Origin of the sequence: Sutterella sp. AM11-39 (genome assembly GCF_003472385.1) — a bacterium.
Classification (GTDB): Bacteria; Pseudomonadota; Gammaproteobacteria; order Burkholderiales; family Burkholderiaceae_F; genus Duodenibacillus; species Duodenibacillus intestinigallinarum.
In genome coordinates, this window is the sequence record NZ_QRLV01000005.1 from 83,777 (window position 1) to 108,014 (window position 24,238).

The following is a 24,238-nucleotide window of genomic DNA, read 5'->3' on the forward strand; positions in this document are numbered from 1 at the left end:
CGGGCGTCCCGTTTTCAGTTGGAGCCCACGCGGATGAGGTGCGGTGACTCGCACTCGCGATCGACCAGGCGGTAGACGCCGCCTTCGTCCTCGACGAGGTCGTAGTACCACTTGACGTTGCCCTTCATGTCTTCGAGGCGAACCATCACCGGCAGATCGAGTTCATCGAGATTGCTGTTGATGAAGCTTTCGGCTTCAAAAGGCGTGGCGAAGTTTTCCCAAAAGTCGTCGTACTGTACGATGACCTGAACCACAAGGTCGCGTCTCATATCGTTTCCTTTGTTATTGCGCGACGGCAAAAGCCGGTGAGCCGAGTGCCTGCGTCACGGTACGGGCGAATTGACTGGCTTCGTCCTTGGACGCAAAATTGCCCGACAACACTTTCCACACTTTGCCCGTATCGACCACACGCACCTGAGCGTTTTGTACCGAGGCAAGCATCATTTCGGCGTGGGCGGCAGCCTGCTTGGCATTTTCCTGCACGCCGTAGGCGCCGATCTGCACGGACCAAGATCCGGTTGAAGCAGCGGGGATGGCGGAGGGCAATACTTCGGCCGGAGCTTGAGCGGGCGCGGTCTCCTGCTGAGCGATCAGCGCGCCCATTGCGTCGTTCTGAACCGGCGTCTGTTCTTCGGGCGGCGTCTCGGCGTTTTCGACCGGAATGGAGAGCGTCACGTAGACCTGATCGTCATATTTGGAGTTGTGCGCAGTCGTGTCGCTGACGAGAGTGCCTTCATTGGCGGCAACGGCACGGGGTTGAGCCGACGGAATAGGAGCTGGTTTTGCAGCGGGCGTTACCGTTTGCTCGGCAGCCGGGGCTGGTGCCGGTTCATAGGTTTGCGTCAGCTGCGTCGTGCTCTGACGATAGGTGGTCGTCTGCGTTTGGCGAGGAGCGGCTGAAGCCGTGCGGGTTTGAGCCGGAGCCGTAGTGCTCTTTTTGGAGCTTGATGCAACGAGCACGGCGTTATCGGCCGTTGTGGACGGAATCCGACCCGCAGCAATATCGCGGCGCGTGATGCGTTCCACTCGCACGCGGGCCGTGCCTTTTTTCTGGTAGCCGAGCTTGACGGCCGCTGCATAGCTCAAGTCAATGATGCGGCCGTGCAGGAAGGGGCCGCGGTCGTTGACACGCACGATCACTGAGCGACCGTTTTCCAGGTTCGTGACCTTGGCAAAGCTCGGCAGCTCCATCGTGGGGTGTGCCGCCGTCATGGCGTGCATATCGTAAACCTCGCCGATGGCCGTCTTCTTGCCGTGGAACTGCTTGCCGTACCAGCTTGCCGTGCCGACCTGATTCATTGCTTTGTCACCCGTAACTGGGTAGTAGCGCTTGCCCATGACAGTGTAGGGTCGATTGGCCCATTTGTTGGGCTGTTCGACCTTGAGCTTTACTTCGCTACCGCCCCAGGGAAAAATCTTCTTTTGGAAAAGCCCGGGAGGTCCGTCGTTTTCGTAGTAGCCGTTAGGGTTCGACGATGAGCAGCCGGCCGAAAGTGCCAGCGCAAAGAGCGTGAGGCCCTGCAGGAAAAGCTTCGTCTTGGACATGAATCAGCGCAAACGTAAAAGGCTCGGAAGGAAGTCAATCGATCAACTATAGCTCACTCGGCGCTCTGTTCTCAGGACGCGAGTCGACGCATAGGAGTCAATTTTGTTGCTGTTCTTTGCGTGCAAGTCGACAAAAACCTTTGAAAAAGCGGTAAATTTCCACATTTACTGAAAATTTTTTCCGCCCTCTAAGAAGGAAGCACAGGTATGTCCCTTGGTTTGGACGATGTCTATCGTATTGCGGAGCTTGCGCACGTCGGCATCAACGAAGAAGCCGCTCAGCGCATGCAGGCCGAATTGAACGATATTTTCAAGATGATCGAACGGATTCAGGCTGTCGACACGGAAGGGGTCGAGCCGATGATGCATCCGCACGACGGTGTGCAGCGTTTGCGCGAAGACAAGGTGGTCTTTGGCAACAACCGCGAAGAAAACATGAAGAACGCCCCGGAAGAATTTGAAGGTCTGTTCCTCGTGCCGCAGGTTATCGAGTAAAAGAAGGATTCCAGAAGAATGCAATCGACAACTTTTCGCACCGTAGCGGAACTTTCCCGTGCGCTCGCCGCCCGTGAAGTAAGCGCCGTCGAACTGGCACAGGACTATCTTGCCCGTATCGAAGCGCACAAAGAACTGAACTGCTTTTTGGATGTCCGTCCCGAAGTGACGCTTGAACAGGCCCGTGAGGCCGACAAGCGCATCGCCGAAGGCACGGCCACGCGCCTGACCGGTATTCCTATCGCGCACAAGGACATTTTCGTGACGCGCAAGTGGGCCTCGACCGCCGCAAGCCGCATGCTTGAAGGCTATATGAGTCCCTTCGACGCTGCCGTGGTTAAGAAGCTTGATGCGGCCGGAATGGTGACACTCGGCAAACTCAACTGCGACGAATTCGCGATGGGGTCGGCCAACGAAAATTCCGCCTACGGCAAGGTCTTCAATCCTTGGAACGTCAATGCGGTTCCGGGCGGCAGCTCCGGCGGTTCGTCCGCCTGTGTGGCTGCTGGCCTGGCTCCGATTGCGACCGCCACCGATACGGGCGGCTCCATTCGTGAACCGGCAGCCTTCTGCGGTGTAACGGGCCTCAAACCCACCTACGGTCGTCCGAGCCGACTCGGCATGATCGCCTTTGCTTCCTCTTTGGATACGGCCGGTCTCATGGCGCATACTGCCGAAGACATCGCCTGGGTGCTGGGGGATATGGTGGGCTATGAACCGTGGGATTCCACGAGCGAAAATATGCCTGCCGAAGACTTCACGCGCGATCTCACCAAGGGTGTCAAAGGTCTCAAGATCGGCGTGCCGCGCGCCTGGTTTGCCGACAAACTCGATGCCGAATGCTCCAAGGCGATCGAAGCCGTGATCGACACCTACCGTTCGCAGGGCGCCGAAATTGTCGATATCGAACTGCCGACGGCCGATCTGGGCGTTTCCGTGTACTACGTTGTGGCCTGTGCCGAAGCCAGTTCCAACCTGTCTCGCTTCGACGGCGTGCGCTACGGCTACCGTGCCAAGGACTACGACGGTATTCAGGACATGATCAAGAGAAGCCGCGACGAGGGTTTCGGTGACGAACCCAAGCGCCGCATTCTGATCGGCACCTACGTGCTCTCGCACGGCTACTACGATGCTTACTACATCAAGGCTCAAAAGGTACGCCGCCTGATTGCTCAGGAATTCGATCAGGCTTTCCAAAAGGTCGATGCCATCATCAGTCCCGTGACCACTTCAACGGCCTATGACTTCGGTTCCAAGAAGGATCCGGTGTCGGCTTATCTCGGCGACCTCTACACCGTGCCGATGTCGCTTGCCGGCCTTCCCTGCATGAGCATGCCCTGCGGCATCCACAGCAACGGACGTCCGATCGGTGTGCAGATTACCTGTGCTCGCTTCAACGAGGCCAAGATGCTCGGCATCGCTCACGCCTGGCAGCAGGCTACCGACTGGCATCTGCGTCACCCCGAAGGTTTTTAATCGAGGAGCTCGAGAGACATCATGCAATGGGAAGTTGTGATCGGTCTGGAGACGCACGTTCAGCTCTCCACGGAGTCGAAGATTTTTTCCGGCGCCAGCACGCATTTCGGGGCTGAAGCCAACACACAGGCTTGCTACATTGACCTGGCTCTGCCGGGCGCTTTGCCGGTTCTGAACCGCGGTGCGGTGGAGCGCGGCGCCAAGTTCGGTTTTGCCATCGGCGCCGAAGTGGCCGAACGCTCCGTCTTCGACCGTAAAAATTATTTCTACCCCGATTTGCCCAAGGGCTATCAGATCAGCCAGTTCGAGCATCCGATCGTCAAGGGCGGCAAGGTGACCTTCCGCGTCGAACCCAAGTCGGGCGAACCGTATGTGAAGACCATTAATCTCACGCGCGCTCACTTGGAAGAAGACGCCGGCAAGAGTAACCATGGCGTTGTTGCCTACAAGTCCGGCATGGACTTGAACCGCGCCGGCACGCCGCTGCTTGAAATCGTGACCGAACCGGAACTGCGCAGCTCGGCCGAAGCCGTCGGTTACGCCAAGGCGTTGCATGCTCTGGTCGTGTGGCTTGGCATCTCCCGCGGCAACATGCAGGAAGGTAATTTCCGCTGTGACGCTAACGTTTCCGTGCGCCCGATGGGCAGCACCGAATTCGGCACGCGCTGCGAAATTAAGAACCTCAACAGCTTCAAGTTCCTGCAGGAAGCCATTGACTACGAAGTGGCCCGCCAGATCGAACTGATCGAAAGCGGCGGCAAGGTAGTGCAGGCTACGCGCCTGTACGATCCCGAGACGGGCGAAACCCGAGAAATGCGTACCAAGGAAGACTCCATGGACTATCGTTATTTCCCGGATCCCGATCTGTTGCCGTGCGTGCTCACGCCCGAAGACATGGCCCGCATCCGCAGCGAGATGCCCGAACTGCCCGACGCCATGCGCGAACGTTTCGTGCGTGACATGGGACTGAGCGAGTACGACGCCGCTGTGCTGACTGCCAGCAAGGACGTTGCCGACTACTTCTGTGCGTTGAGCGCCGTGGCGCCCGACAAGAAGATCGCCGCCAACTGGGTGATGGGTGAAGTGGCCGCAAACGTCAATGCACAGGAAGGCATGACGTACGCTCAGGCGCCTGTGACGGCCGCCAAGCTTGCCGACATTCTGAAGCGTCTGGCCGACGGTACGATCAACGGCAAGGGTGCCAAGCGCATCTTCTCGCTCATTTGGGAAGGCGCTGCGGAATCGGTCGATGAACTCATTGAAAAAGAGGGCCTAAAGCAGATTTCCGACAGCTCGGCCATCGAAGCGGTGATCGACGAGGTGCTCGCCAACAACGCCAAGATGGTTGAAGAGTTCAAGGCAGGCAAACAGAAGGCCTTTAACGCGCTCGTGGGCCAGGCTATGAAGGCCACCCGCGGCAAAGCCAATCCCAAGCAGGTCAACGAAATCCTCACCAAGAAACTCAACGGATGAGGATGGTCTCGTCTGAAAAAGTGCGCCTAACGCAGTTGCTGCGGGAAGTGCACTTTTTCGACCTCACGCGCCCGGGCCGTCTTTCGAGGACGGCCTTTTGGTGTGCTCTTCTGGCTCACCTTTTCTTTCTGGCCGTTTTGTTCATCGTGCCGTTTGAAACAGCATACCGATTACAGATGGAGCCTGACTCGGGTTTTGTTCTGTTCTGGATGAACGTGTTTTCGATCGCCGCTTTGGCTGCGCTTGTTCCGCTCAAGCGTCTGGCGGTTCGCCGCCTGCATGACGCCGACTTTTCGGGGTGGTGGCTGTGGCTTTTGGTCGTGCCCTGTCTGGGGTGGCTTGCGGTGACCGTTCTTCTGCTGCTGCCGAGCGCGCCCTTTCCCAATCGGTTTGATCGCTTTGCGGAACCGGAGGAAAGAAGAAAACAACAGCACTGAAAAATTAAGGCCGACGATTCGCTTTCTGAGCAAAGATTAGTAGAATCCCGTAGCAGGGTTAATACTCATCTTTTCTCACGCTTGATGGTAACTTTTACCAAGGGCTAATACTAGGTTTGAATGACCCGACAGATCGCCGATGAGGTTTGTCGGTTTTTTTGTGCCTGTCGGAAAAGATCGGGTGAGACCGCAGGAGGGCTCAAAGTTTTTGAGCGGAGAAAAACAGGAGCTGTCGAATCGACCGCCGCAAGTCGCAGTCGAAAGGACGGCATAAAAAATCGGAAAGGATTTTTTGTGGAAAACAAGTTGTTGTCTTCCGTAAAGGCGGGTGCTGTCGGCGCCTGCGTATTCGGCTTGTCTCAGGCTGCGATGGCTGCCAACGTGCAGATCAGCGGCCAGATCGATACCTATATCGAGTCGTACACGGCCGGCGATAAGAACACCGTGCGTATGTCTTCGGGCGGTGGTGCCGGCGGCAGCCGCGTGACTTTTTCCGCAACGGAACAGATTAACGGTGCAACCGAAGCGTTCATGCGTTTGGAAATGGGGGTGCTGACGGATCAGGGCACGAGTTCCGGCACACCTGACGTCAAATGGATCTTTGAGCGCGAAACCGTGGTGGGTGTGCGTGGCGAATTCGGTTCGATCAGTTTCGGCCGACAGTACACGCCGCACTTCATGTCTTTGCCGATGAACGAAGCGGCAGGTCAGAGTTTGGGCAGCGCCATCGGTGCCTTCGGCATTCCCGGCATCGTGTCCACCAATGGTATCGGTCTTCCCGGCAAGAATTCGTATGTTACCGGGGCGCGTCTGGCTACGACTCGCATGGACAATTCGATTCTGTACTCCACGCCTAACTTCTCCGGTTTTACGGGTTCGTTCATGGCGGCCTTTGGTGAACAGAAAACGGAGGAAGTTGACGGGACTATTGACCAGTCCAACAGTCGCGGCAACTTCTACAACGCCGCTGCGCGCTATGTGAGAGGCGCGTTCTCCGGAAACATCAGTCTGGCCCTTTGGGACAACCCGATGGTGGGCGACTACACATTTGAAAACGTGTGGTTCGGCTCTTTGTCGGCGGCTTACGATTTCGGTTCGGCAAAGTTGCACATGAACTTCGTGTTCCGCGAATCCAAGGACGAAATGGCCCCGAACCTATGGGCAACGGCGCTCGGTGTGTCGATGCCAATGGGGACGGGCAAGTTCATCGTCACGGGCGGCTATCTGCACAATACCTCGGTGGATCACGCCGACGGTGTGAGCTGGGGTGTACGTTATGATTACCCGTTGAGCAAACGCACCTTCATCTACACCGGTGCATTCGGCGTTTATAACCAGGAAAACGCCAACTTTGCTCTGGCCGGCGGCGGCAGTTCCACGTTGCCTCCCGACATCGCCAAGGAAGAAAGCGGTTTGGGTAACCACATGTTCTTCCTGGGTCTCAATCACCGCTTCTAAAGCAATCCGAGAAAAAAGTCCCGGCCTGTCAGCCTTTCGCTTCGGCGAACGACTCGGCAGCCGGGATTCTTTTTGAGGAGAGACTGATCGAATTCCGATTGAGGAGAGAGGAGAGGACAATCGGAATTCGGAAGATGATTAAGGCACCTTCGGGAAATTGAATTTGTGGCACTGTTCGCAGTAGTTCACTGTGGGTTCGTGCTGCATGTGGCACAGCGTGCAGTCTCCGTTGTGCGGAGCGGCGTGCGGATTGGGCTGAAGCTTTTCAGTTTTCTTGGCCATGGCAGCCTTCGGATGGCACTTGATGCAGGTGTTTTCATCCGGATACACGGGGTTCTTCATGTCGGGGCCGTGGCACATTTGGCAAGAAATACCGCGGGCGACGTGACGGTCCGCGCCGAACTTTTCCGCTGCGCTAACTGTGCCGCAGGCGATCAAAGAAGCCAGACCGAGCGAAATCAAAAGTGTCTTCGAAAAAGACATCGTGAGCTCCTGATACGTTGGTTCTTTTTGTTGGGGAAAAATTCTCTCTGACCCGGCACGTCCGTGCCGGGTCTAAGAGAACACTCTTATAGGAGATTGGAGGGCCGAAAGAAGACCGGCCCTCTGGGAAAAACCGGATTACTTGCCGGCAGCCGTACGGGCAGCGGTACGACCGAAGATGATGCAGTCGGCCACAGCAACGGTACCGAGACGAACCATGCCGTGCACGCCGCCGGTGATTTCACCAGCTGCGTAGAGACCCGGGATCACCTGGCCGCGGGCGTTTTCAACCTGGGCCTTGTTGTTGATCACGAGACCGCCCATGCAGTGGTGCACACGCGGCCACAGGCGCACAACGTAGAAGGGGCCGTCGCCGTTCTGGACAGCGTCCTTGAACATCATGCAGTTGAAGTCCGGATCCTTCTGAGCCTTGATGTAGCTGTCGAACTTCTCGTTGGTCTTCTTCAGTTCGTCGTACGGGATCTTGTACGTATCAGCGAGTTCCTTCAGGTTGGCGACCTTCTTGATCACGCCGTTCTTCATGGCGCGGTCAAACAGTTCCGGCGTCATGTTCTTGCCGATGATCTTGTTTTCTGCGTTCTTGACGCAGGTGTAGATCAGGGTCGGATGGCCGATGGCAACGATGGCGTCGGCGCGAACCTTACGGTTGCCGGTTTCCTGAATGAAGCGCTTGCCGGTAGCCGGATCAATCATCGGGCCGTAACCGACAGCGGATTCCACAAAGAGCGGAGCCAGACCGAAGCCGTTTTCATCGGGGCTGGTCCACGGGCCGAGCTGAATCCAGTCCATCTGGATGGTGTTGGCACCGATCATCTGAGCAGCCTGCAGAGCGTCGCCCGTAGCACCCGGATGGTTGGTGGAGCCGAACTTCTCGTTCAGACGCGGATCGTGTTCCATACGCATCTGGACGTTCTGGCTGAAGCCGCCGGCGGCGAGCAGAACACCCTTGGTGGCGCGGTAGTAGGCAACCTTGCCGGACTTTTCACGGCCGAAGCGATAGTTTTCGCGGACCTTGACGCCGAGCACAGCGCCCTTGTCGTCAACAACGAGGTCATCGACGATCGTGCGCAACTGCACGGGGATGCCGTATTCCTGGCACTTCTTGTACATCGGGTTGATGAAGCCGGAACCGGAGTTATTGGTCACGGCATGGCTACGGGGTACGGAGTGACCGCCGTGGAAGGTGACGGCCTTGAACTGAACACCGACCTTCTTGAGCCATTCGTAGTTTTCAACGGAGCTGTCGGCGATGTGGCGTGCGAGTTCGGGGTGAGCCAGACCGCCGCCTGCCTTCATGATGTCCTTGTAGAGGAGATCGGGATTGTCCTTGATACCGGCAGCCTTCTGCATGTCGGTACCGGCAGCAGCCACGGCGCCGCCGTTGATGATGGAGTTGCCGCCGTAGGAAGGCATCTTGTCGATGACGAGGACGTTCTTGATACCCTGTTCGTGGGCTTCAATGGCAGCGCCCAAACCGGCAAAACCCGTACCGACAATCAGGAAGTCAACTGTTTTGTCCCACTTGGCGGGAACCTTCACGGTCTGCGCAAGAACGGGGGCAGACACAACGCCGGCGGCACCGGCGGCAGCCAGAGAGCCGAGGAAGCTGCGGCGGGAAAGACTATTGGTCACTTTGTTTCTCCTTCACTTTGAACAAGTGTTTCGTAGTTTGGTCGAACGGTCGATTTTGACAACCTCTTCAACCTTCTGACGGTCAGTTTAGGACTAGTCAAAAAGGAGAGATACCCCTCTGCAAATAGGCTTAAACTAGGGTTTTTACGGACCAAAAATGGCGTTAAACCTCGGTTTTAAAAAGGTTTTTTCAAGGCTTAGGTGAACAATTGATCGGAGGTACGTCACAGTATGTACCTACAAAAAACAACGCACACCCCCGAAACGAGGATGTGCGTTGATCATCGGTCATGCGTTCATACCGAACGCAAGAAACGGATTAGAAGCGATGCAGAATACCGGCCGTGAATTCAAAGCCGTACGGCGTAGCTTCTTCGTTAGTGCGATTGTTTTCAACCTTTTCCTGGGTGAAACCGGTCATCGCAAAGAAACTCGTGCGCTTGGACATCGGGTAATCGTAACCAAGTGCCACGAACCAGCGGTTGAAGTCAACGTCCATCGTATTGTCCATGTCTCGATAGGCGATCTGACCCTTGATGGTGCCGCCACCCAACGGATAGTTGGCACCGAGGCTCACGCCGTAGCCATCAACGAACCCATAACCAGCACTCCCAGCAATGTGGCTCACACCGTCCAAAGTGACGCCGGCACGAGCATTGGTATTGAGCCACTGATCCTTGAAGTACTGCGCAAAAGCGATCAGCTTGAAACCGTTGCTGAATTCATAGTTGCCGCCGAGGGTCACGGTAAAGCCGTTGTCGACATCCGCGGTTTCATGGGCGGGGCTATCGATAGAGCCGTACATCGTCATGTCAGCAACCAAAACGGATTCCAGACCACCGTTCTGATAGCGCAAAGCCAGAGAGGCGTAACGGTCAGATTCTGCTTTGCTTTCTTCGCCAGTAACGACCTCGTTATCAATTGTGGAGGTCTTCTTACTGTCGTTCTTGAACGAATACATGGCATAAGCTGTCAAGCCGGCAAACGTCGGAGTGACGTAGCTGATGGCGTTGTCAACGCGGGTCCAGTCGGAGGCGGTGACGGAACCGGAGCCAAACGCGAAAGTGTAGTTGGCAAAGAGCGGGTCAATGGCGCGGAACAGACCGTCGGCACCGAGCACGCTGCCGAACAGGGGCATGCGGCCGAACTGGAACTTACCAAACTTGGTGTGCAGGTCGATATGCGATTCGCGGTCGAAGATACGGCCGGTGTCGCGGGCTGCACCCAGAGCACCGGTATCGGAACGGAAGCCGGATTCAAGCACGAAGCCGACCTTGAAGTCCGGGCTGATTTCTTCCATGCCGCGCAGACCCCAACGGGAACCGAATTCCTTGCCTTCTTCCATCGAGAACTGGTTCTTCGTTTCAGCTCCGTCGTAGTCGCCGTTGCTGCTCGTGAACATCAGAGCGGGGTTGATCAAACCGTAGATTTCGACATTGGCCGCAGTCGCAGAGCCGGCAACGAATGCGCCGAGCACCGACATGGCGATCAAAGACTTTTTCATTTGTTGTTTCTCCTTTGGGTAGAGGATTTATGACTCCACGGATTTGAGTATATGCGCCGAAGGAACGAGCAAATACATTAACCGTAAGGGGTAAAAACTGGCATAAACCCGTAATTCCAAAGGGGTAAATTTCAGGAGGGTCGCTGTTTGGCCTTCGTTTTGCGTTTACTCCGGGTGCGTTTCCGCAAGGATCTTTTTGAGCGGATTGCGGTACAGATCGCTGGAGCGTTCTTCAATGTTTCGCAGCCAGCGATGCACCGGCAACATGCATTCGAGCTTGATCAGAGCGCTGTCGTTTTGTGGGATGTAGTTACCGGAACTCTTGAGATTTCCCAGAGCGCGCTCAAGCGCGGCTGCCGAACAGTTGACGACGAACTGCAGCGCTTCGCCGCGCAGCGGCGCCGGCACGCGAATCCACGAGGTCCCGTCGATGACCTCTTCGCGACCGAACGCAACCGTCCAGGTGATGAAATAGGCCAGTAAACGATCTTCAACGCCAAGCATCGTATGCACACCGAATCCCAGACGATCCGACAGATTCACCAATTCGAATTCTCGGGCCACAATCATCAGCATTTCCGGGTCTTTTTCGCAAAGACTGTAGAGAAGCGACTGGGGAACACTGATGACAACGCTTGGCACAAGGGCGTAGTAGCTGCCGACACAGGGGCGATGCGAAAAGAAATTAAGGTTGCCGCATGCCAGGCGTCCGGGAATGGAAAACGCCATGCCGGGTTGTTTGACGCCGTAAATGGAACCGAAGCAGCGTCCGGTAATGCCGGATTTAACCATGACAAGCTTGTCGACTTTGTCGCTGACGTGTCCGAGCACGGGTTCGTTGGCTCCTAATTCCGTTTCTACACCCCAGCGTTCGATCAGGGAACGAATTCGGGAGTGCAGCGGCGGGGCGAGCCACGGATAGGAAGGAATAGAGTAAGTATCGTCTGTCAGACGATTTCTAAAAACCCCGATTTCCTTGAGCCAGCTAGAGGAAGGCGGACGCATGTTTGGCCTTTTGTTGTTAAAAAAAACTTCAAAGATTCCTGCGGTAAGAAATCGAAAAATCATCGACTAATACCGAGTGAGCCAAAAGAATTAGTCAGGGCATTTTCACAGAAAATCAATGGGTTCTCAAGAGTTCAGAACTAAAAATTGGGGAAGAGGTTGCCTGAATCGAGAGGTTGAAATTTTGGAAAGGACCGAATAAAGCGCAGTTTTTGATGACTATCCGCTCTAAGTAGAATTGCCTAAAATGCCGAGGAGACAGCTCAAAAAGACGGCATGGTCGCTTTTGCGTCTGTATCAGCTGGTTTTCTTTGAAGATTGCGATCAAAAGTCGACAAAATCAGACAGTTTACTGTCTTTTGTTGCTAACTGCATCAAACTGTCTGTTTACTACAGAGGGGAAATAGATATGCGTTTTTCTCGCGCTTTGGTTGCCGGGTTGGTTTGCTCGGCTTTTGCAGCCACCGTATCGGCAAGTCCTGTGACGACACAGGGTTCCGGTGTTGGCAAGCACGGCGACGTGACTGTTGCCGTGACTTTTGACGGCGGCAAGATCAAGGACATCAAGATCGTCAAGCAGCAGGAAAATCCTGTGCTCGCCGCTAAGGTCTTCACGGATCTCAAGCAGCACGTCATTGACACGAATTCCGTGCAGCTCGACGCCATTTCCGGCGCTACTTTCTCGTCTAAGGGGTTCCTGGACGCTGTGGCCGATGCCGCCAAGAAGGCCGGAGTAACGCTCAGCAAGGCCGATAAGAAGGCGATCAAGAAGGTTGTCAAGGCTTTGCCGAAGGAGTCGTCCTATGACGTGGTCGTGATCGGTGCGGGCGGTGCAGGTTTTTCCGCTGCGATTGAAGCTAAGAATGCCGGCGCCAATGTCGTCCTGTTGGAAAAGATGCCTGCTGTCGGCGGCAACTCTTTGATTTCCGGCGCTGAAATGAACGCAGCTAAGAATTGGGTTCAGCCTAAGCTCGGCATCAACGACGACTCGCCGGAACTGCACGCCAAGGACACCTATCTCGGCGGTGACAAGAAGGGCGATCCCAAGGTGATCAATGTGTTGACGCACAACGCCCTTGACGCTGCCAAGTGGTGCCGTGACTACCTCGGCGTTCGCTTTGAAGACGACAATCTCTTCTTCTTCGGCGGGCACTCCCGTAAACGCGCTCTGATTCCGATTGGTCACACCGGTACGGAATTCATCACCAAGTTCCAGGCTAAGGCTGATGAATTGGGCATTCCCGTCATCACCAACATGAAGGCTGAAGAACTCATTAAGGATAAGAGCGGTCGTGTCGTTGGCGTCAAGGCGACGATGAACGGGGCTTCCTACACCTTTAACGCCAAGGGTGGCGTGGTGCTTGCAACGGGCGGCTTCGGTGCCAATCCTGAGATGGTCAAAAAGTACAACCCGAAGATTGACGAGCGCTTCAAGACGACGGATGCTCCGGGCACAACGGGTGAAGCTCTCTATATGGCCGAGCGCGCGGGTGCCCAACTTGTCAACATGGGTTACATCCAGACCTATCCGATCTGCGACCCGATTTCGGGTGTAATCGAACTGATTGCGGACGCTCGCTTTGACGGTGCCATCATGCTCAATCAGGAAGGCAAGCGCTTTGTGGAAGAACTGCAGCGCCGTGATGTTCTGTCCGAAGCCATCCTGAAGCAGACCGGCGGCTACTGCTGGGTGCTCTGGAATGACAAGATCGGCTCGATTTCCAATACCGTCAAGGAACATCCGACGGAATACGAAGCCTTCACCAAGCAGGGCATTATGGCAACCTGCGACGATCTGAAGTGCGTGGCCGACTTCACGAAGATTCCGTTTGACAGCCTCAAGGCCACGATTGATCGCGTGAGTTCCATGACGGGCAAGGGCAACGACAAGGATTTCAACCATCGTTCCGGCTTGCTCGACATGACGCAGGGCAAGTACTACGTCATCAAGGCCGTACCGAGCGTGCACCACACAATGGGCGGCGTGCGCATCAATGAGAAGGCTCAGGCTCTGACGGCCGAAGGCAAGGCGATTCCGGGTCTTTGGGCGGCCGGTGAGGTCACGGGCGTAACGCACGGTACGAACCGCCTCGGCGGCAATGCATATACTGACATCATCGTGTTCGGTCGCATTGCCGGTAAGGCAGCGGCCGAAGCGGCGAAGTAATACGTTCCCAATTTAGCCGATCATTTTCGCCTCGGGGTTCTGATGAACGTCGGGGCGAAATTTTTGGTGATAAAAAAGCGCAGTGTGAATGTGCCACCTGCGCTTTTTGTTGAAGGTGCCAGAGGAAGTTAGGCGCCGTACTGTTCGCGATAGGCCTTCACGGCTTCACGGTACTGCGCGGCGGCCTTGGCAGCGGGCGAGTCGCCGTCCATGAAGCTCAGCAGATCCTTGAGGTTGGCGATGCTCACGACGGGCATGTTGAAGGTCTTTTCAACATCCTGAGCTGCGGACGTGGCCGTCAGATTGACGGCGTCGCCGCCCTTTTCCATGCGGTCCAGGGCGATCAGAACGCCGGCGGGCGTAGCACCGTTGGCGGTGATGAGCGCGACGGATTCACGCACGGAGGTACCGGCGCTGATCACGTCGTCGATGATGACGACGCGGCCTTTCAGGGGGGCGCCGATGACTGTGCCGCCTTCACCGTGATCCTTGGCTTCCTTGCGGTTGAATGCGTAGGGACAGTCACAGCCCATGCGGGCAAGATTCATGGCGACGGTGCTCACCAGCGGAATACCCTTATAGGCAGGCCCGAAGAGCATGTCGAACTCAATGCGACCGGCATCACGCGCAGCCAGAAGCGCCTTGGCGTAAAACGCGCCGAGCGTATCGAGCATCTGGCCGGTGGAGAACAGACCCGCGTTGAAGAAGTACGGGCTCATGCGGCCTGCTTTGGTTTTATAGCTGCCAAAGCGGAGAACGTCGGAAGCAAGGGCAAATTCAATGAACTGAGACTGAATGCTGGGCATGATGGGCACAAAACGAAAAGAAAATTCAAAGGTAATGCGCGGCAGGCCAATTGCACGCGCAAGCTAAAATTCTACGGCATTTCCATTGTCTCTATTTCCCCGAAAAAGGAACTCAACCGCATGCTTCGCGTCGTGACTTTTAACGCCAACGGCATTCGTTCGGCCGCCAACAAAGGCTTTTGGAACTGGTTTGATCAGATCGACGCGCAGGTGCTGTGCGTGCAGGAACTCAAAGCCCAGGAATCTGACATTGAAAACGAAGTTCGCCATCGCACCGGCTACAACTCTTGGGTTCACTGCGCGCAGAAAAAAGGATATTCGGGCGTCGGATTGTGGTCGAAGGTGGAGCCTGACAATGTCGTGATCGGTTTTGACGGCGGCGAATTCGACGACGAAGGCCGTTATGTTCAGGCTGACTTCAAGAATTTGTCGATTGTCTCCGTGTATTTCCCGTCGGGCAGTTCTAGTGATGACCGGCAGCTTGCCAAGTATCGCTTTCTGGACGCTTTTGAAAAGCACATGGAAAAACTGCAGGCAAGCGGCCGCGATATTCTGATCTGCGGCGACGTCAATATCGCACACAAGGAAATCGACCTGAAAAACTGGAAAGGAAACCTGCAGAACTCAGGCTTTTTGCCAGAAGAGCGTCAGTGGGTGACGGATCGACTCGAATGCGACGGCTGGCACGATATCTTCCGTGAGCTTGAACCCGGAGCGGAGCAGTACACCTGGTGGAGTCAGCGAGGCCAGGCCAGAGCCAAGAACGTCGGTTGGCGCATTGATTACATGTTCGGTACCGAAGGCATTGCCCGCGACGCGAGAAGTACGTTCATCTACAAAGACGAGAAATTCTCGGATCATGCGCCGCTTGTGATTGATTTTGAACGAGAAATTTGATGCGTCTGGAGCAAATTCTTTTTTCTCAGGGGTTTGGCACGCGTCATGAATGCCGAGGTTTGATCGCGCTCGGACAAGTTGCTGTTAAAGGCGAAGTCGTTGATGATCCCGACGCGGACATTGATGTCGAGTCGCTTGACTTTACGGTCAAGGGCGAAACGTGGCCGTATCGGGAAAAGGCTCTCCTGATGATGAATAAGCCTGCGGGCTACGAGTGCTCGCAAAAGCCGATTCACCATCCGAGCATCATGCAGCTGCTGCCGCCTCCGCTGCGCTGCCGCGGTGTACAGCCGGTGGGAAGGCTGGACGCGGACACCACGGGACTTTTGATTTTTACCGACGACGGCGCTTTGCTGCATCGTTTGACGCACCCCAAGCGGCATGTACCCAAGCGATATCGCGTGACCTGCAAGCATGCGCCGAGCGACAAGATGCTTGAGGATTTGGTCGTGGGCGTTAAGCTCAAAGACGAAAAGGAGACGCTTGCCGCCGACGATATCGTGCGTGTGGATGAATACACCATTGACATGACGATCACCAGTGGCAAATATCATCAGGTCAAGCGCATGGTTGCCGCAGCCGGCAATCGCGTCGAAGCGCTGCAGCGCATTGCGTTCGGCGCTTTAAGGCTTCCCGAGGATTTGGCCTGTGGTAAATGGCGCTGGCTTTCCGGCCCGGACGTTTTTTACGACAAGAAATGACACCCGAGAAGAGCTCTAAAAGAGAAGGCGGTGCACTATCCTGGCTTGCGATTTACCGTGAGCCGGTTGTTTTGCGCATGTTCTTTGTGGGGTTCAGTTCGGGGCTGCCGCTTTTGTTGGTTCTGGGAACTCTTTCGTTTTGGATGCGCGAAGTCGGCGTTGACCTTAAAAGCATCGGTTTCATGAGTTGGGTCGGGTTGTGCTGGGGCATGAAGTGGCTCTGGTCGCCGCTTGTTGACAAATTGCGCATTCCGCTGTTGTCGTCTCGACTCGGACAGCGCCGGGCATGGCTTCTGACGGCGCAAATCGGACTCATCGTTTCGCTTGCTCTGATGGCCTTTGCGGATCCGGCCAAAAGCCTGACGCTGACGGCCGCTCTGGCGCTCACGACGGCGTTTTTTGGTGCTACGCAGGACATTGCGCTTGACGCCTTTCGCATTGAAAGCGGTTCGGAAGAAAAACAGGCGGCCTTTGCCGCCACCTATCAGACGGGGTACCGACTGGCGATGATTTGGGCGGGGGCCGGCGCTCTGGCGATTGCCGCCTTTTTCGAAACGCAGTTCGGGACGGCCGTCGGTTGGAGATCAGCGTATCTTGTGATGTCCGCGAGCATGTTGGTGGGCGTTGTCACGGTGCTTTTGAGCCCTGAGCCGGAGCAAAGCCGGCGAGTGCATGCACAGACCTATGCAAGTAAGCGCGAGTGGATTTTCGAAGCGATCTGTAAGCCATTTTTGGATTTCTTCTCGCGTTTTGGCTGGGGTGCGGCAGTGATTTTGGCGTTGATTGCCACCTACCGCATCAGCGATGTGGTGATGGGCGTCATGGCCAATCCCTTCTATGCGGATTTGGGCTTTTCCAAAGAGGAAGTGGCGGCCGTAAGCAAAGTCTTCGGCTTGATCATGACATTGGTGGGCGCTTTTGCGGGCGGCGCGATCGCCTCGCGCATCGGTGTCATGCGAACGCTCTTTTTGGGCGGCCTATTGTCGGCTGTGACCAATTTGCTTTTCTCGGCTTTGGCTTTGCGCGGACACGACACGGCGTTTCTGGTTCTGACGGTGAGTGCCGATAACTTTGCGGGCGGACTGGCTTCTGCGGCTTTCGTGGCCTATCTCTCGGGGTTGACCAATGTGGCTTACAGCGCCACACAGTACGCGCTATTTTCGTCCGTGATGCTGATTTTGCCCAAGTTTCTGGCGGGCTTTTCCGGTGTGGCGGTGCAGTCGGTCGGTTACGCGACTTTCTTTACGGCGACGGCTGCCATTGGCGTGCCGGTTTTGATTTTGGTGGTGTTGGCTGGCGTTGTTCGCAAAAAGAAAACGCCGCACGAGGCGGCGTCCGGAACAGTTCAAGACTGAGGTTAACGGCGCTTTTTTGCGAAAACAGGTTTCTTCGCGGGCGCCTTCTTGATGTCGTCCTTGCGGGTGACTTCCGCGATTTCCTGCACGCAGGCTTCTACGTCTTCGAGAGCTTCGTCGAGGTTGGCAAAGCGAACCTCCGCTGTTGCGTCATCTGCCTCGGCTTCCTCTTCTGCGTCTTCTTCGTCAGGCGACTCGTGGCGCAGAATGCCAACCAAAGCGGCTTGAATGGCCTTGTTCTGCGACTTCATAAGTTCCGGCCACAGACTGCAGGCAAAGGCAAAACCATCGGCAAAGGGTGCGAGCGCGGCCAATTCGCCTTCGGGATCGTCCTCATCAATGTCCTCGTCGTAGATGATGGGATCGACAGGCTTTTCATGCAGAATGCGCGACTCGATGTCAGCGCCGCGGGCCAGCACCAGACGGCGCAGTTCGGCATGTTCGGCGGGATCGGCCAGTTTGGCGCGGCGATTGCCCGAAGCGTCCAGCACGTAGATGAACCAATCGTCGATGGAGGGCGGGACCTTGAGCAGACACAGCGCCGTGAGAAAGCCGTCGAGCTGATCGGCTTCCATCGGCACGAAGGGATCGGGCACGGAGGCGAGCAGTTCACCCAGGCGGTCGATTTCGGTGAGAGTCAGAGGTTTCATTTTTTAAGCGTCTTTAAAGCTTTGCCAGGGACGGGCACACAGCACTTGGCTTGCCGCAAAGCCGGCAGCCAATTCATCGTGGTCGGCAAAGTATTCCAGAATATGTTTGCGAATGTCCTGAATCGTGTGCGCACGATGGATGCGGCGCATCAGTGCCGTGGCATCCTGGGCGTTGGCGGCGAGCATGAATTCCTTGATGGGCAGCAGTCGGGCGCTTTCCATGGAGAAGTGCCGCAGTCCCATCCCCAGCAGCAGGAAGGCGAAGACCGGATCGGCGGCTGCTTCGCCGCAGACACTGATTTCCTTGCCGGCACGGTGAGCCGTGTTGATGCAGTTGTAGAGCATGGAGAGCACGGCCGGGTGAAGCGGATCGTACAGATAACCTACATCCGGGTCCTCGCGGTCAACGGCCAGAAGATACTGAATCAAGTCATTCGTGCCGACCGAAACGAAGTCCAGACGCTTGAGGAACTGCTTTAAGCAAAGCGCGGCCGAAGGCACTTCCACCATGCCGCCGATCTGGATGTTTTCAGCGTATTTGACTCCGCGATCCTTGAGTTCTTCCTGAGCGCGGCGCACGTAGCTGAGAACGATGTCGGCTTCGGTCATCCAGGAGAGCATGGGGACCAATAGGCGGACGCGGCCGGTCGCACCGGCGCGCAGAATCGCGCGCAGCTGCGTGAGGAACACGTCGGTGTGGCTCAAGCTGAATCGGATGGCGCGTCGGCCGAGTGACGGATTGGCGATGGGTTTGTCCGGATCTTCGCCGATCGACTCGAGCGCTTCGCGCGAAGGCAGTTTGTCGCCGCCGAGGTCCATGGTGCGGATCGTGACGATCTTGCCGCGCATGGCTTTGACGACGCGTGTATAGGTTTCGAACTGCTCGTCTTCGCTCGGAAAATTCGGGCGGTTCATGAAGAGGAATTCGGAGCGGAAGAGACCGACGCCGTCGGCGCCGTTGGACATTGCTTCCTTGGCATCCTCGGGCAGAGCAAGATTGGCGAGCAGGCTTACGGCACAGCCGTCGGCGGTCACGCAATGCGTGGCCTTGAGCTTGCGTTGACGCAGACGCACCGCATTCATTTTGCGGATGCGCTCGGACATCTGCGGCATACCGTCCTTTTGCGGATTGACGATGACGATGCCCTTGTCGGCGTCCATCAGCAAAACGTCGTCGGTCTGAATCACTTCGCAGGCGTTGCTTACGTTGACCAGCGTTGGGATTTCGAGCGAACGTGCCAGAATGGAGGAGTGCGACGTTGCCGCGCCCTTTTCGATGATCAGGCCCGTGATGGATATGTCCTGACGGCGCTTCAGAATCAGAATGTCGGCCGGACTGAAATCTTCGGCCACCAGAATGACCGAGCTCTCGCTCATCATGCGCGAGACGGTGTCGGCCGGGCGACGGCGACCGCTCAAAACGCGTTGCACGCGCTCGATCACTTGCGCGATGTCGTCAATGCGGTCGGCCAGATAGTCATCGTCGATTTCTTCGAAGCTACGGCGAATGTCCTCTAGCTTAAGCGACAGGGCCCATTCGGCGTTGATCAGACGCTCGCGGATGATGTCCTGGGTTTCCGAGATGATCGAGTCGTCGTTGAGAAGCTGACGGTGCAGTTCCAAAAAGGCGATGGCTTCCGTCGGCGCGTCTTCCTCGCGATTGAGTTCCGCAATCAGTTCGCCGAACTCCTTGTCGACCGTGTGCACGGCGGCGCGCAGGCGCGTGAATTCGGCGCGGGTCTGTGTCTTTTCGATTGTAAAGTGAGGAATCTCGAGTTCGCCTTCGGCAAACATCTGCGCGTGGCCGAAGGCGGCGCCGGGACTAACGGCTGTGCCGCCGAGCGTGACGGGATCCGATTCCGGAGCAGCTTCAGCGCCCGGAGCGATTTCGGTGCCGGTGTCAACTGTTTTTTCTTCCGCTACGTCGGTCGTCGAGGCAGGGGCAATGTCGTTGAGCAGTTTGTCCATCATTCGTCCTCGCCGAACTTCGACTGAAAGAGGGCCACGATAGCTTCGAGTGCCTCTTTGTCATTGCGCCCGTTGGTGATGATTGTGATTTCATCGCCGCATTTGGCGGCCATGGTCATGACGGCAAGGATGGACTTGGCATCAATGCGTTTGCCGTTTTTGTCGAGGATGACGGAACAGTCAAACAAACCGGCGGTTTTAGTGATAAGGCCGGCTGGGCGAGCATGCACGCCCAGTTTGTTCGAGACGGTGATGGTTCTGGACTGCATGAGTGTAGATTTTTTTACCTTGTAGTGCAGCAGGTTAGTCTTTTCGGAGTGCGGGCTTGGCCGCCGAAGCGATGCCGGCTTCGCTCACAACGCGCACAACGTCGGCAAGCGATTCATCTCGGTGCACGATGGCGGTGAGTACCATTGGCAGGTTCATGCCCGAGAGTACCGCCGTGTTGTCGGCGTGCAACATTGATTCGGCGATGTTGAAAGGCGTAGCGCCGACGATGTCGGTCAAGACCAGGCAGCTGTCGGGGGCTTTGGGCAATTTTTCGTAAATCCGAGCTCGCCACTCATCCGTATCGGAGTCGGCCGGAATGTCGAATGCTTCCACGCGGTCGGCAATACGGGCGTCATGCGAGAAAACATGCTCGGCACACTGCTTGAGGGCTCCTGCAAGCGGGGCATGAGCGATAATAAACAGATACGTGGTCACAATAGGCGCTCGAAAGGAACAAAGAGGCGAAAGTCTAGCGCAGGTTGACGATCGTTACCTGTCCGAGTTCGCAGACGAATTCGGAAATCAGCCCCATTTTAAGTCGAATTGGGCGCTAATAGACTGAAAAAACACAAATTTTCCTGAGGAAAAACATGGCTGTACTTGAGTTTCGTTCCCCCGCCAGCGGCGGCTTTTTCATGATGCCGACGACGTTTCAGGGCATTTGCGAAGTGCTTGAACGTCCCTATTCCGAATCCGGCTGCTGGCTGCCCGAAGATCTCCCTGGTGTGATCGAAAAATTACAGGCGGCGGTGGATCGTGAAAAGGACATGATTGATCAGGGAAAAAAGCGTGAACGGGAGCGTGAGCTCAAGGGCTACCCCGGCAGTAACCCCTGGCCCGATGAAGAAGAGGAAAAGAAAGCGCTCGAGCATGTGACTTTTTCCATGCGCGTCTTCCCGCTTCTGGAAATGCTGCGTGCGGCGCAGAAAAGGGGCAAGAAGGTGATGTGGGGCGTTCCTTAAGCACGCCAGAAAGAACGCGTAAAGAGCACAAAGACGGTTACCAGTTCCAAACGTCCGATCAGCATGCAGAAGGTGCACAGCCACAGCTGAGCATCGGTAAGAACCGAGAAGTTGGCGTTGGGTCCTACTGCGCCCAGGCCAGGACCGATGTTGCAGATGCAGCCGAGCACGGCGCCGAAGGCCGTGGTAGCGTCTAGCCCGGTCAGCAGCAATCCCAGGAAGGCGAGAACCGTGGTGGCAAGCCACAGCAGCATGAAGCTCAGCGCCGAAAGTACGGTCTTGTCTGCCAGTACTTGACCGTTTAGAACCATCGGGCGCACCACGCGGGGTTGAGCTGTGGTGACAAGCTGCAGCGACGTGTATTTCACAAGCATCACGACGCGCAGCATCTTCATGCCGCCGCCGGTGCTCCCGCCGCAGGTGGCAAAACAGGCCACCACAAACATCAGGATGTAGATTGAAGCGGGCCATTGTGCGAAGTCTTGGCTCGCGTAGCCAGTCGTCGAGATGACGCTGATGACGTTAAATGCGGCCAGGCGCAGAGCGTGCAGCGGCTCAAGCGAAGTGTCGCTCATAAGGAGCAGTCCCGTGGCGCAGGCTGTCGTGAGCGCGGCGATGCTTAGCCACGACAGACACTCTACGTTTTTGAAATAGGCGACAATCGAGCGTTTTTTCCAAGCAAAGAAATGCAAGGAGAAGCTCACGCCGCAAAGGAGCATGAAGACTATCGCCACAGCCTCGATATTGGGATTGTTCCAGTGGGCAAAGCTCTCATCGTAGGAAGAAAAGCCGCCGAGACTAACCGTCGTGAACATGTGGATGATGCTTTCGTAGGTGTTCATTCCAGCTAGCCGGTAACTTATAAAGCACGCAAATGAAAGCGCGATGTAGATGCCCCACAGGCCCTTGGCCGTATCGGCGATGCGAGGCGTCAGACGCGACTCCTTCATGGGGCCGGAAAATTCCGCGCGGAAGATCTGCGAGCCGCCCACGCCGAGCATCGGAAGAATGGCAACAGCTAGCACCAGGATGCCCATGCCGCCGAGCCAGCTCATCATGCAGCGCCAGAAGTTGATTGATTCCGGCAGTTCACTCAAGCCTGAAAGCACGGTTGCACACGTCGTCGTGATTCCGCTCATGGATTCGAAATAGGCGTGTGTAAAGGATATGCCTGGAATTTCGAGCATCAGAGGGATGGCGCCGAAAAGCGGCGTGACCGCCCAAATGATGGTTGCGAGCAAAAAACCGTCGCGCGGCAGTAGTTCTCGCCGATGGCGTTTCGTGAAGACGTAAAGAGTCAGGCCCGTGATCAAACACAGCACGAAGGCGATCTCAAAGCCGTATGCGGCGCCGTCGTTGTAAAGGCTTGAGACAAAAACCGGCAGCAGAAGCAGACACGCGAAGGCGATCAGCACCGGACCGGTGATATTGAGGACGGGTAGCAAAAAGTAGCGTAGGTTCGCAAACATGCCGACTCCGTCAGAAGAATCCCACATCGACCGCAAAGAGCTTTTCGACCTGTGGAATCACGCGCTTGCCCGGCACGAAGACGATGACGCGGTCCTCGGGTTCGACGACAACGTCCTTTTGAGCGATGAGTACCTCCGGTTCCTCAATGTCATCGGTGTCGCGCACCAGAGCGGCGATTTCAACGCCCTCGGGAAGATCAATGTCGGCGATACGCTTGCCGACCACCTTGGAGCTTCTCTTGTTGCCGTGCGCCACGATTTCAAGCGCTTCGGCAACGCCTCGGCGCAGACTGTGGGCCGCAAGTACGTCGCCGCGGCGCACATGGCGCAACAGCTCGCCGATGGTCGCCTGCGTCGACGATACCGTCACGTCAATCTGCGTGCCCTGCATCAAGGCGCTGAACGTGTCGCTGTCGGTGAGAGCAATCACGCGGCGGGCGCCCAGTTTTTTGGCCAGCAATGCGCCCATGATGTTGTTTTCGTCTCGCGAGGACAGCGAAATGAAGAGATCGCAACGATCGACGCAAAGTTCCGTGAGCGCTTCTTCGTCGGTGAGATTGGCTGTTACCAGTTCCGTGTCTTTTGGAACGGCGGCGGCAAGCGACGTGCAAAGCGCCGCATCTTCGTCAAGGATGGTGATCGTGTAGCCGCGGCGACCTTCGGGACCGTTTAAAAGACCGGCGAGCTGTACGCCCAGGCGAGCGTTGCCTGCGATCATGATGCGGCGGATGCGCTCTTCATGCTGACGCAATTCGCTGATGACGCGGCGCACGTCGCGGCCGGAAGATAGCGCAATGACTTCGTCGCCGCTTTCGATGACGGTTTCCGATGAAATGTCCAGACGACGGTTGCGACGAAACACCGACACGATGCGTGCGGGTACATGCGGCAGATGTACTGCCAGGTCGCCGATCGGTCGTCCCACCAGCGGACTGCCCGCAACGGCGCGCACGCAGAAAAGCACGGCCTTGCCTTCGGCAAAGTCAATGATCTGAAGCGCTTCCGGAAATTCGATCAGACGCAGAAGACTTTCGTTGAGTGCCTGTTCAGGCCAAATGGTGCTGGTGATCTGAAAGCCTTCTTCGGCAAGAAGGCGCGGATACTGTCGCAGTTCCTGATTGCGGACGCGGGCAATACGGGTCGGGATGTTGAAAAGCTGAGAAGCGAGCAGACAGACCGCCATATTGGTTTCGTCGTTGGCGGTGACGGCAAGAATCATGTCGGCGTCGTTGGCACCGGCGCTTTCCAGCACAGACGGCGAGAGGGCGTTACCGGTTACTCCTCGTAGGTCCAGGCGGGTTTCGAGCGCACTAACCCGTTCGGCATCCTGATCCACGATCGTGATGTCGTTGGATTCGTTGACAAGGTTTTCGGCAACCGAGCGACCGATGCGGCCGGCGCCGATGATGAGAATGTGCATACGATGCCGATCATAAGCCGAGCGGGCGAATTTGTCGCCCGCTG

23 protein-coding genes are annotated in these 24,238 nt (G+C 56.4%); 10 read left to right on the top strand and 13 right to left on the bottom strand.

Annotation, left to right across the window (positions count from 1 at the left end; translation table 11 throughout):
• Positions 1-14 precede the first annotated feature (14 nt).
• Positions 15-269 carry a hypothetical protein gene (locus DW133_RS05830; protein ID WP_118275710.1) on the bottom strand — a complete coding sequence of 85 codons (255 nt, stop codon included), beginning with the start codon at positions 267-269 and terminating at the stop codon, positions 15-17.
• 13 nt (positions 270-282) lie between these two features.
• On the bottom strand, positions 283-1,545 hold the full coding sequence (locus tag DW133_RS05835) for a septal ring lytic transglycosylase RlpA family protein (protein WP_118275711.1): 1,263 nt from the start codon (positions 1,543-1,545) through the stop codon (positions 283-285).
• Between the two features lie 207 nt (positions 1,546-1,752).
• Between DW133_RS05835 and gatC the strand changes: the two genes are divergently transcribed.
• The 5 genes from gatC (at position 1,753) to DW133_RS05860 (ending at position 6,884) form a co-directional block, all read left to right on the top strand.
• The gene (gene gatC / locus DW133_RS05840; protein WP_118275712.1) at positions 1,753-2,040 is read left to right on the top strand and encodes an Asp-tRNA(Asn)/Glu-tRNA(Gln) amidotransferase subunit GatC; all 288 of its coding nucleotides are present in this window, start codon (positions 1,753-1,755) and stop codon (positions 2,038-2,040) included.
• Positions 2,041-2,058: 18 nt separating this feature from the next.
• Positions 2,059-3,516 carry an Asp-tRNA(Asn)/Glu-tRNA(Gln) amidotransferase subunit GatA gene (gene gatA / locus DW133_RS05845; protein ID WP_118275713.1) on the top strand — a complete coding sequence of 486 codons (1,458 nt, stop codon included), beginning with the start codon at positions 2,059-2,061 and terminating at the stop codon, positions 3,514-3,516.
• A 21-nt stretch (positions 3,517-3,537) separates the two neighbouring features.
• On the top strand, positions 3,538-4,989 hold the full coding sequence (gatB, locus tag DW133_RS05850) for an Asp-tRNA(Asn)/Glu-tRNA(Gln) amidotransferase subunit GatB (RefSeq protein ID WP_118275714.1): 1,452 nt from the start codon (positions 3,538-3,540) through the stop codon (positions 4,987-4,989).
• Between the two features lie 2 nt (positions 4,990-4,991).
• A complete protein-coding gene (locus tag DW133_RS05855; RefSeq protein ID WP_158571130.1) occupies positions 4,992-5,426 on the top strand; it encodes a DUF805 domain-containing protein in 435 nt (144 codons plus the stop codon).
• A gap of 294 nt (positions 5,427-5,720) precedes the next feature.
• Complete coding sequence (locus tag DW133_RS05860; RefSeq protein WP_158571131.1) at positions 5,721-6,884, top strand: porin; 1,164 nt, start codon at positions 5,721-5,723, stop codon at positions 6,882-6,884.
• Positions 6,885-7,022: 138 nt separating this feature from the next.
• On the opposite strand, the gene DW133_RS05865 is transcribed toward DW133_RS05860, so the two are convergent.
• From DW133_RS05865 to DW133_RS05880, 4 genes are all read right to left on the bottom strand, one after another.
• On the bottom strand, positions 7,023-7,367 hold the full coding sequence (locus tag DW133_RS05865; RefSeq protein ID WP_118275717.1) for a cytochrome c3 family protein: 345 nt from the start codon (positions 7,365-7,367) through the stop codon (positions 7,023-7,025).
• Positions 7,368-7,505: 138 nt separating this feature from the next.
• Entirely contained in the window at positions 7,506-9,020 is a 1,515-nt protein-coding gene (locus tag DW133_RS05870; protein ID WP_118275718.1) for a flavocytochrome c, read from the bottom strand.
• A gap of 319 nt (positions 9,021-9,339) precedes the next feature.
• Complete coding sequence (locus DW133_RS05875) at positions 9,340-10,524, bottom strand: porin (RefSeq protein WP_118275719.1); 1,185 nt, start codon at positions 10,522-10,524, stop codon at positions 9,340-9,342.
• Positions 10,525-10,689: 165 nt separating this feature from the next.
• Positions 10,690-11,529 carry a hypothetical protein gene (locus tag DW133_RS05880; RefSeq protein ID WP_147408883.1) on the bottom strand — a complete coding sequence of 280 codons (840 nt, stop codon included), beginning with the start codon at positions 11,527-11,529 and terminating at the stop codon, positions 10,690-10,692.
• Positions 11,530-11,938: 409 nt separating this feature from the next.
• Between DW133_RS05880 and DW133_RS05885 the strand changes: the two genes are divergently transcribed.
• Positions 11,939-13,696 carry a flavocytochrome c gene (locus tag DW133_RS05885; protein WP_118275765.1) on the top strand — a complete coding sequence of 586 codons (1,758 nt, stop codon included), beginning with the start codon at positions 11,939-11,941 and terminating at the stop codon, positions 13,694-13,696.
• 128 nt (positions 13,697-13,824) lie between these two features.
• Here the strand turns inward: DW133_RS05885 and pyrE are convergent, their stop codons facing one another.
• Positions 13,825-14,502: an orotate phosphoribosyltransferase gene (gene pyrE / locus DW133_RS05890; protein ID WP_118275721.1), complete on the bottom strand. Its 678-nt coding sequence runs from the start codon at positions 14,500-14,502 to the stop codon at positions 13,825-13,827.
• A gap of 120 nt (positions 14,503-14,622) precedes the next feature.
• On the opposite strand from pyrE, the gene DW133_RS05895 reads away from it, so the two are divergent.
• Genes DW133_RS05895 through DW133_RS05905 form a run of 3 tightly spaced genes read left to right on the top strand, consistent with a single transcriptional unit; the run spans position 14,623 to position 17,455 of the window.
• Positions 14,623-15,399, top strand: a complete 777-nt coding sequence (locus DW133_RS05895) for an exodeoxyribonuclease III (protein WP_118275722.1) — start codon at positions 14,623-14,625, stop codon at positions 15,397-15,399.
• On the top strand, positions 15,399-16,100 hold the full coding sequence (locus DW133_RS05900; protein WP_118275723.1) for a pseudouridine synthase: 702 nt from the start codon (positions 15,399-15,401) through the stop codon (positions 16,098-16,100). The genes DW133_RS05895 and DW133_RS05900 overlap by 1 nt, the downstream gene beginning before the upstream one ends.
• Positions 16,097-17,455, top strand: a complete 1,359-nt coding sequence (locus DW133_RS05905; protein WP_199588820.1) for an MFS transporter — start codon at positions 16,097-16,099, stop codon at positions 17,453-17,455. Before DW133_RS05900 ends, DW133_RS05905 begins: the two co-directional genes overlap by 4 nt.
• A gap of 2 nt (positions 17,456-17,457) precedes the next feature.
• Here DW133_RS05905 and DW133_RS05910 read toward each other — a convergent pair whose 3' ends face one another.
• From DW133_RS05910 to DW133_RS05925, 4 genes are read right to left on the bottom strand one after another with little or no spacing between them, the layout of a single operon-like run.
• A complete protein-coding gene (locus tag DW133_RS05910) occupies positions 17,458-18,105 on the bottom strand; it encodes a UPF0149 family protein (protein WP_118275725.1) in 648 nt (215 codons plus the stop codon).
• A 3-nt stretch (positions 18,106-18,108) separates the two neighbouring features.
• Positions 18,109-20,076, bottom strand: a complete 1,968-nt coding sequence (gene ptsP, locus DW133_RS05915) for a phosphoenolpyruvate--protein phosphotransferase (RefSeq protein ID WP_118275726.1) — start codon at positions 20,074-20,076, stop codon at positions 18,109-18,111.
• The gene (locus DW133_RS05920) at positions 20,073-20,342 is read right to left on the bottom strand and encodes an HPr family phosphocarrier protein (protein ID WP_118275727.1); all 270 of its coding nucleotides are present in this window, start codon (positions 20,340-20,342) and stop codon (positions 20,073-20,075) included. The genes ptsP and DW133_RS05920 overlap by 4 nt, the downstream gene beginning before the upstream one ends.
• 34 nt (positions 20,343-20,376) lie before the next feature.
• On the bottom strand, positions 20,377-20,778 hold the full coding sequence (locus DW133_RS05925) for a PTS sugar transporter subunit IIA (RefSeq protein ID WP_158571132.1): 402 nt from the start codon (positions 20,776-20,778) through the stop codon (positions 20,377-20,379).
• 155 nt (positions 20,779-20,933) lie between these two features.
• Here DW133_RS05925 and DW133_RS05930 point away from each other — a divergent pair, with 155 nt between their 5' ends.
• A complete protein-coding gene (locus tag DW133_RS05930) occupies positions 20,934-21,305 on the top strand; it encodes a DUF1840 family protein (RefSeq protein WP_118275729.1) in 372 nt (123 codons plus the stop codon).
• Here the strand turns inward: DW133_RS05930 and DW133_RS05935 are convergent.
• Positions 21,302-22,774, bottom strand: a complete 1,473-nt coding sequence (locus DW133_RS05935; RefSeq protein WP_118275730.1) for a TrkH family potassium uptake protein — start codon at positions 22,772-22,774, stop codon at positions 21,302-21,304. The genes DW133_RS05930 and DW133_RS05935 overlap by 4 nt on opposite strands.
• A gap of 10 nt (positions 22,775-22,784) precedes the next feature.
• Positions 22,785-24,194, bottom strand: a complete 1,410-nt coding sequence (gene trkA, locus DW133_RS05940; protein WP_118275731.1) for a Trk system potassium transporter TrkA — start codon at positions 24,192-24,194, stop codon at positions 22,785-22,787.
• Positions 24,195-24,238 lie beyond the last annotated feature (44 nt).

What these genes read in the sequence shown, in the direction of transcription:
- DW133_RS05830 (WP_118275710.1), bottom strand. Translation starts at nt 269, where the DNA reads ATGAGACGCGACCTTGTGGTTCAGGTCATCGTACAGTACGACGACTTT.
- DW133_RS05835 (WP_118275711.1), bottom strand. Translation starts at nt 1,545, where the DNA reads ATGTCCAAGACGAAGCTTTTCCTGCAGGGCCTCACGCTCTTTGCGCTG.
- gatC (WP_118275712.1), top strand. Translation starts at nt 1,753, where the DNA reads ATGTCCCTTGGTTTGGACGATGTCTATCGTATTGCGGAGCTTGCGCAC.
- gatA (WP_118275713.1), top strand. Translation starts at nt 2,059, where the DNA reads ATGCAATCGACAACTTTTCGCACCGTAGCGGAACTTTCCCGTGCGCTC.
- gatB (WP_118275714.1), top strand. Translation starts at nt 3,538, where the DNA reads ATGCAATGGGAAGTTGTGATCGGTCTGGAGACGCACGTTCAGCTCTCC.
- DW133_RS05855 (WP_158571130.1), top strand. Translation starts at nt 4,992, where the DNA reads ATGGTCTCGTCTGAAAAAGTGCGCCTAACGCAGTTGCTGCGGGAAGTG.
- DW133_RS05865 (WP_118275717.1), bottom strand. Translation starts at nt 7,367, where the DNA reads ATGTCTTTTTCGAAGACACTTTTGATTTCGCTCGGTCTGGCTTCTTTG.
- DW133_RS05875 (WP_118275719.1), bottom strand. Translation starts at nt 10,524, where the DNA reads ATGAAAAAGTCTTTGATCGCCATGTCGGTGCTCGGCGCATTCGTTGCC.
- DW133_RS05880 (WP_147408883.1), bottom strand. Translation starts at nt 11,529, where the DNA reads ATGCGTCCGCCTTCCTCTAGCTGGCTCAAGGAAATCGGGGTTTTTAGA.
- DW133_RS05885 (WP_118275765.1), top strand. Translation starts at nt 11,939, where the DNA reads ATGCGTTTTTCTCGCGCTTTGGTTGCCGGGTTGGTTTGCTCGGCTTTT.
- pyrE (WP_118275721.1), bottom strand. Translation starts at nt 14,502, where the DNA reads ATGCCCAGCATTCAGTCTCAGTTCATTGAATTTGCCCTTGCTTCCGAC.
- DW133_RS05895 (WP_118275722.1), top strand. Translation starts at nt 14,623, where the DNA reads ATGCTTCGCGTCGTGACTTTTAACGCCAACGGCATTCGTTCGGCCGCC.
- DW133_RS05900 (WP_118275723.1), top strand. Translation starts at nt 15,399, where the DNA reads ATGCGTCTGGAGCAAATTCTTTTTTCTCAGGGGTTTGGCACGCGTCAT.
- DW133_RS05905 (WP_199588820.1), top strand. Translation starts at nt 16,097, where the DNA reads ATGACACCCGAGAAGAGCTCTAAAAGAGAAGGCGGTGCACTATCCTGG.
- DW133_RS05910 (WP_118275725.1), bottom strand. Translation starts at nt 18,105, where the DNA reads ATGAAACCTCTGACTCTCACCGAAATCGACCGCCTGGGTGAACTGCTC.
- ptsP (WP_118275726.1), bottom strand. Translation starts at nt 20,076, where the DNA reads ATGATGGACAAACTGCTCAACGACATTGCCCCTGCCTCGACGACCGAC.
- DW133_RS05920 (WP_118275727.1), bottom strand. Translation starts at nt 20,342, where the DNA reads ATGCAGTCCAGAACCATCACCGTCTCGAACAAACTGGGCGTGCATGCT.
- DW133_RS05930 (WP_118275729.1), top strand. Translation starts at nt 20,934, where the DNA reads ATGGCTGTACTTGAGTTTCGTTCCCCCGCCAGCGGCGGCTTTTTCATG.
- DW133_RS05935 (WP_118275730.1), bottom strand. Translation starts at nt 22,774, where the DNA reads ATGTTTGCGAACCTACGCTACTTTTTGCTACCCGTCCTCAATATCACC.
- trkA (WP_118275731.1), bottom strand. Translation starts at nt 24,194, where the DNA reads ATGCACATTCTCATCATCGGCGCCGGCCGCATCGGTCGCTCGGTTGCC.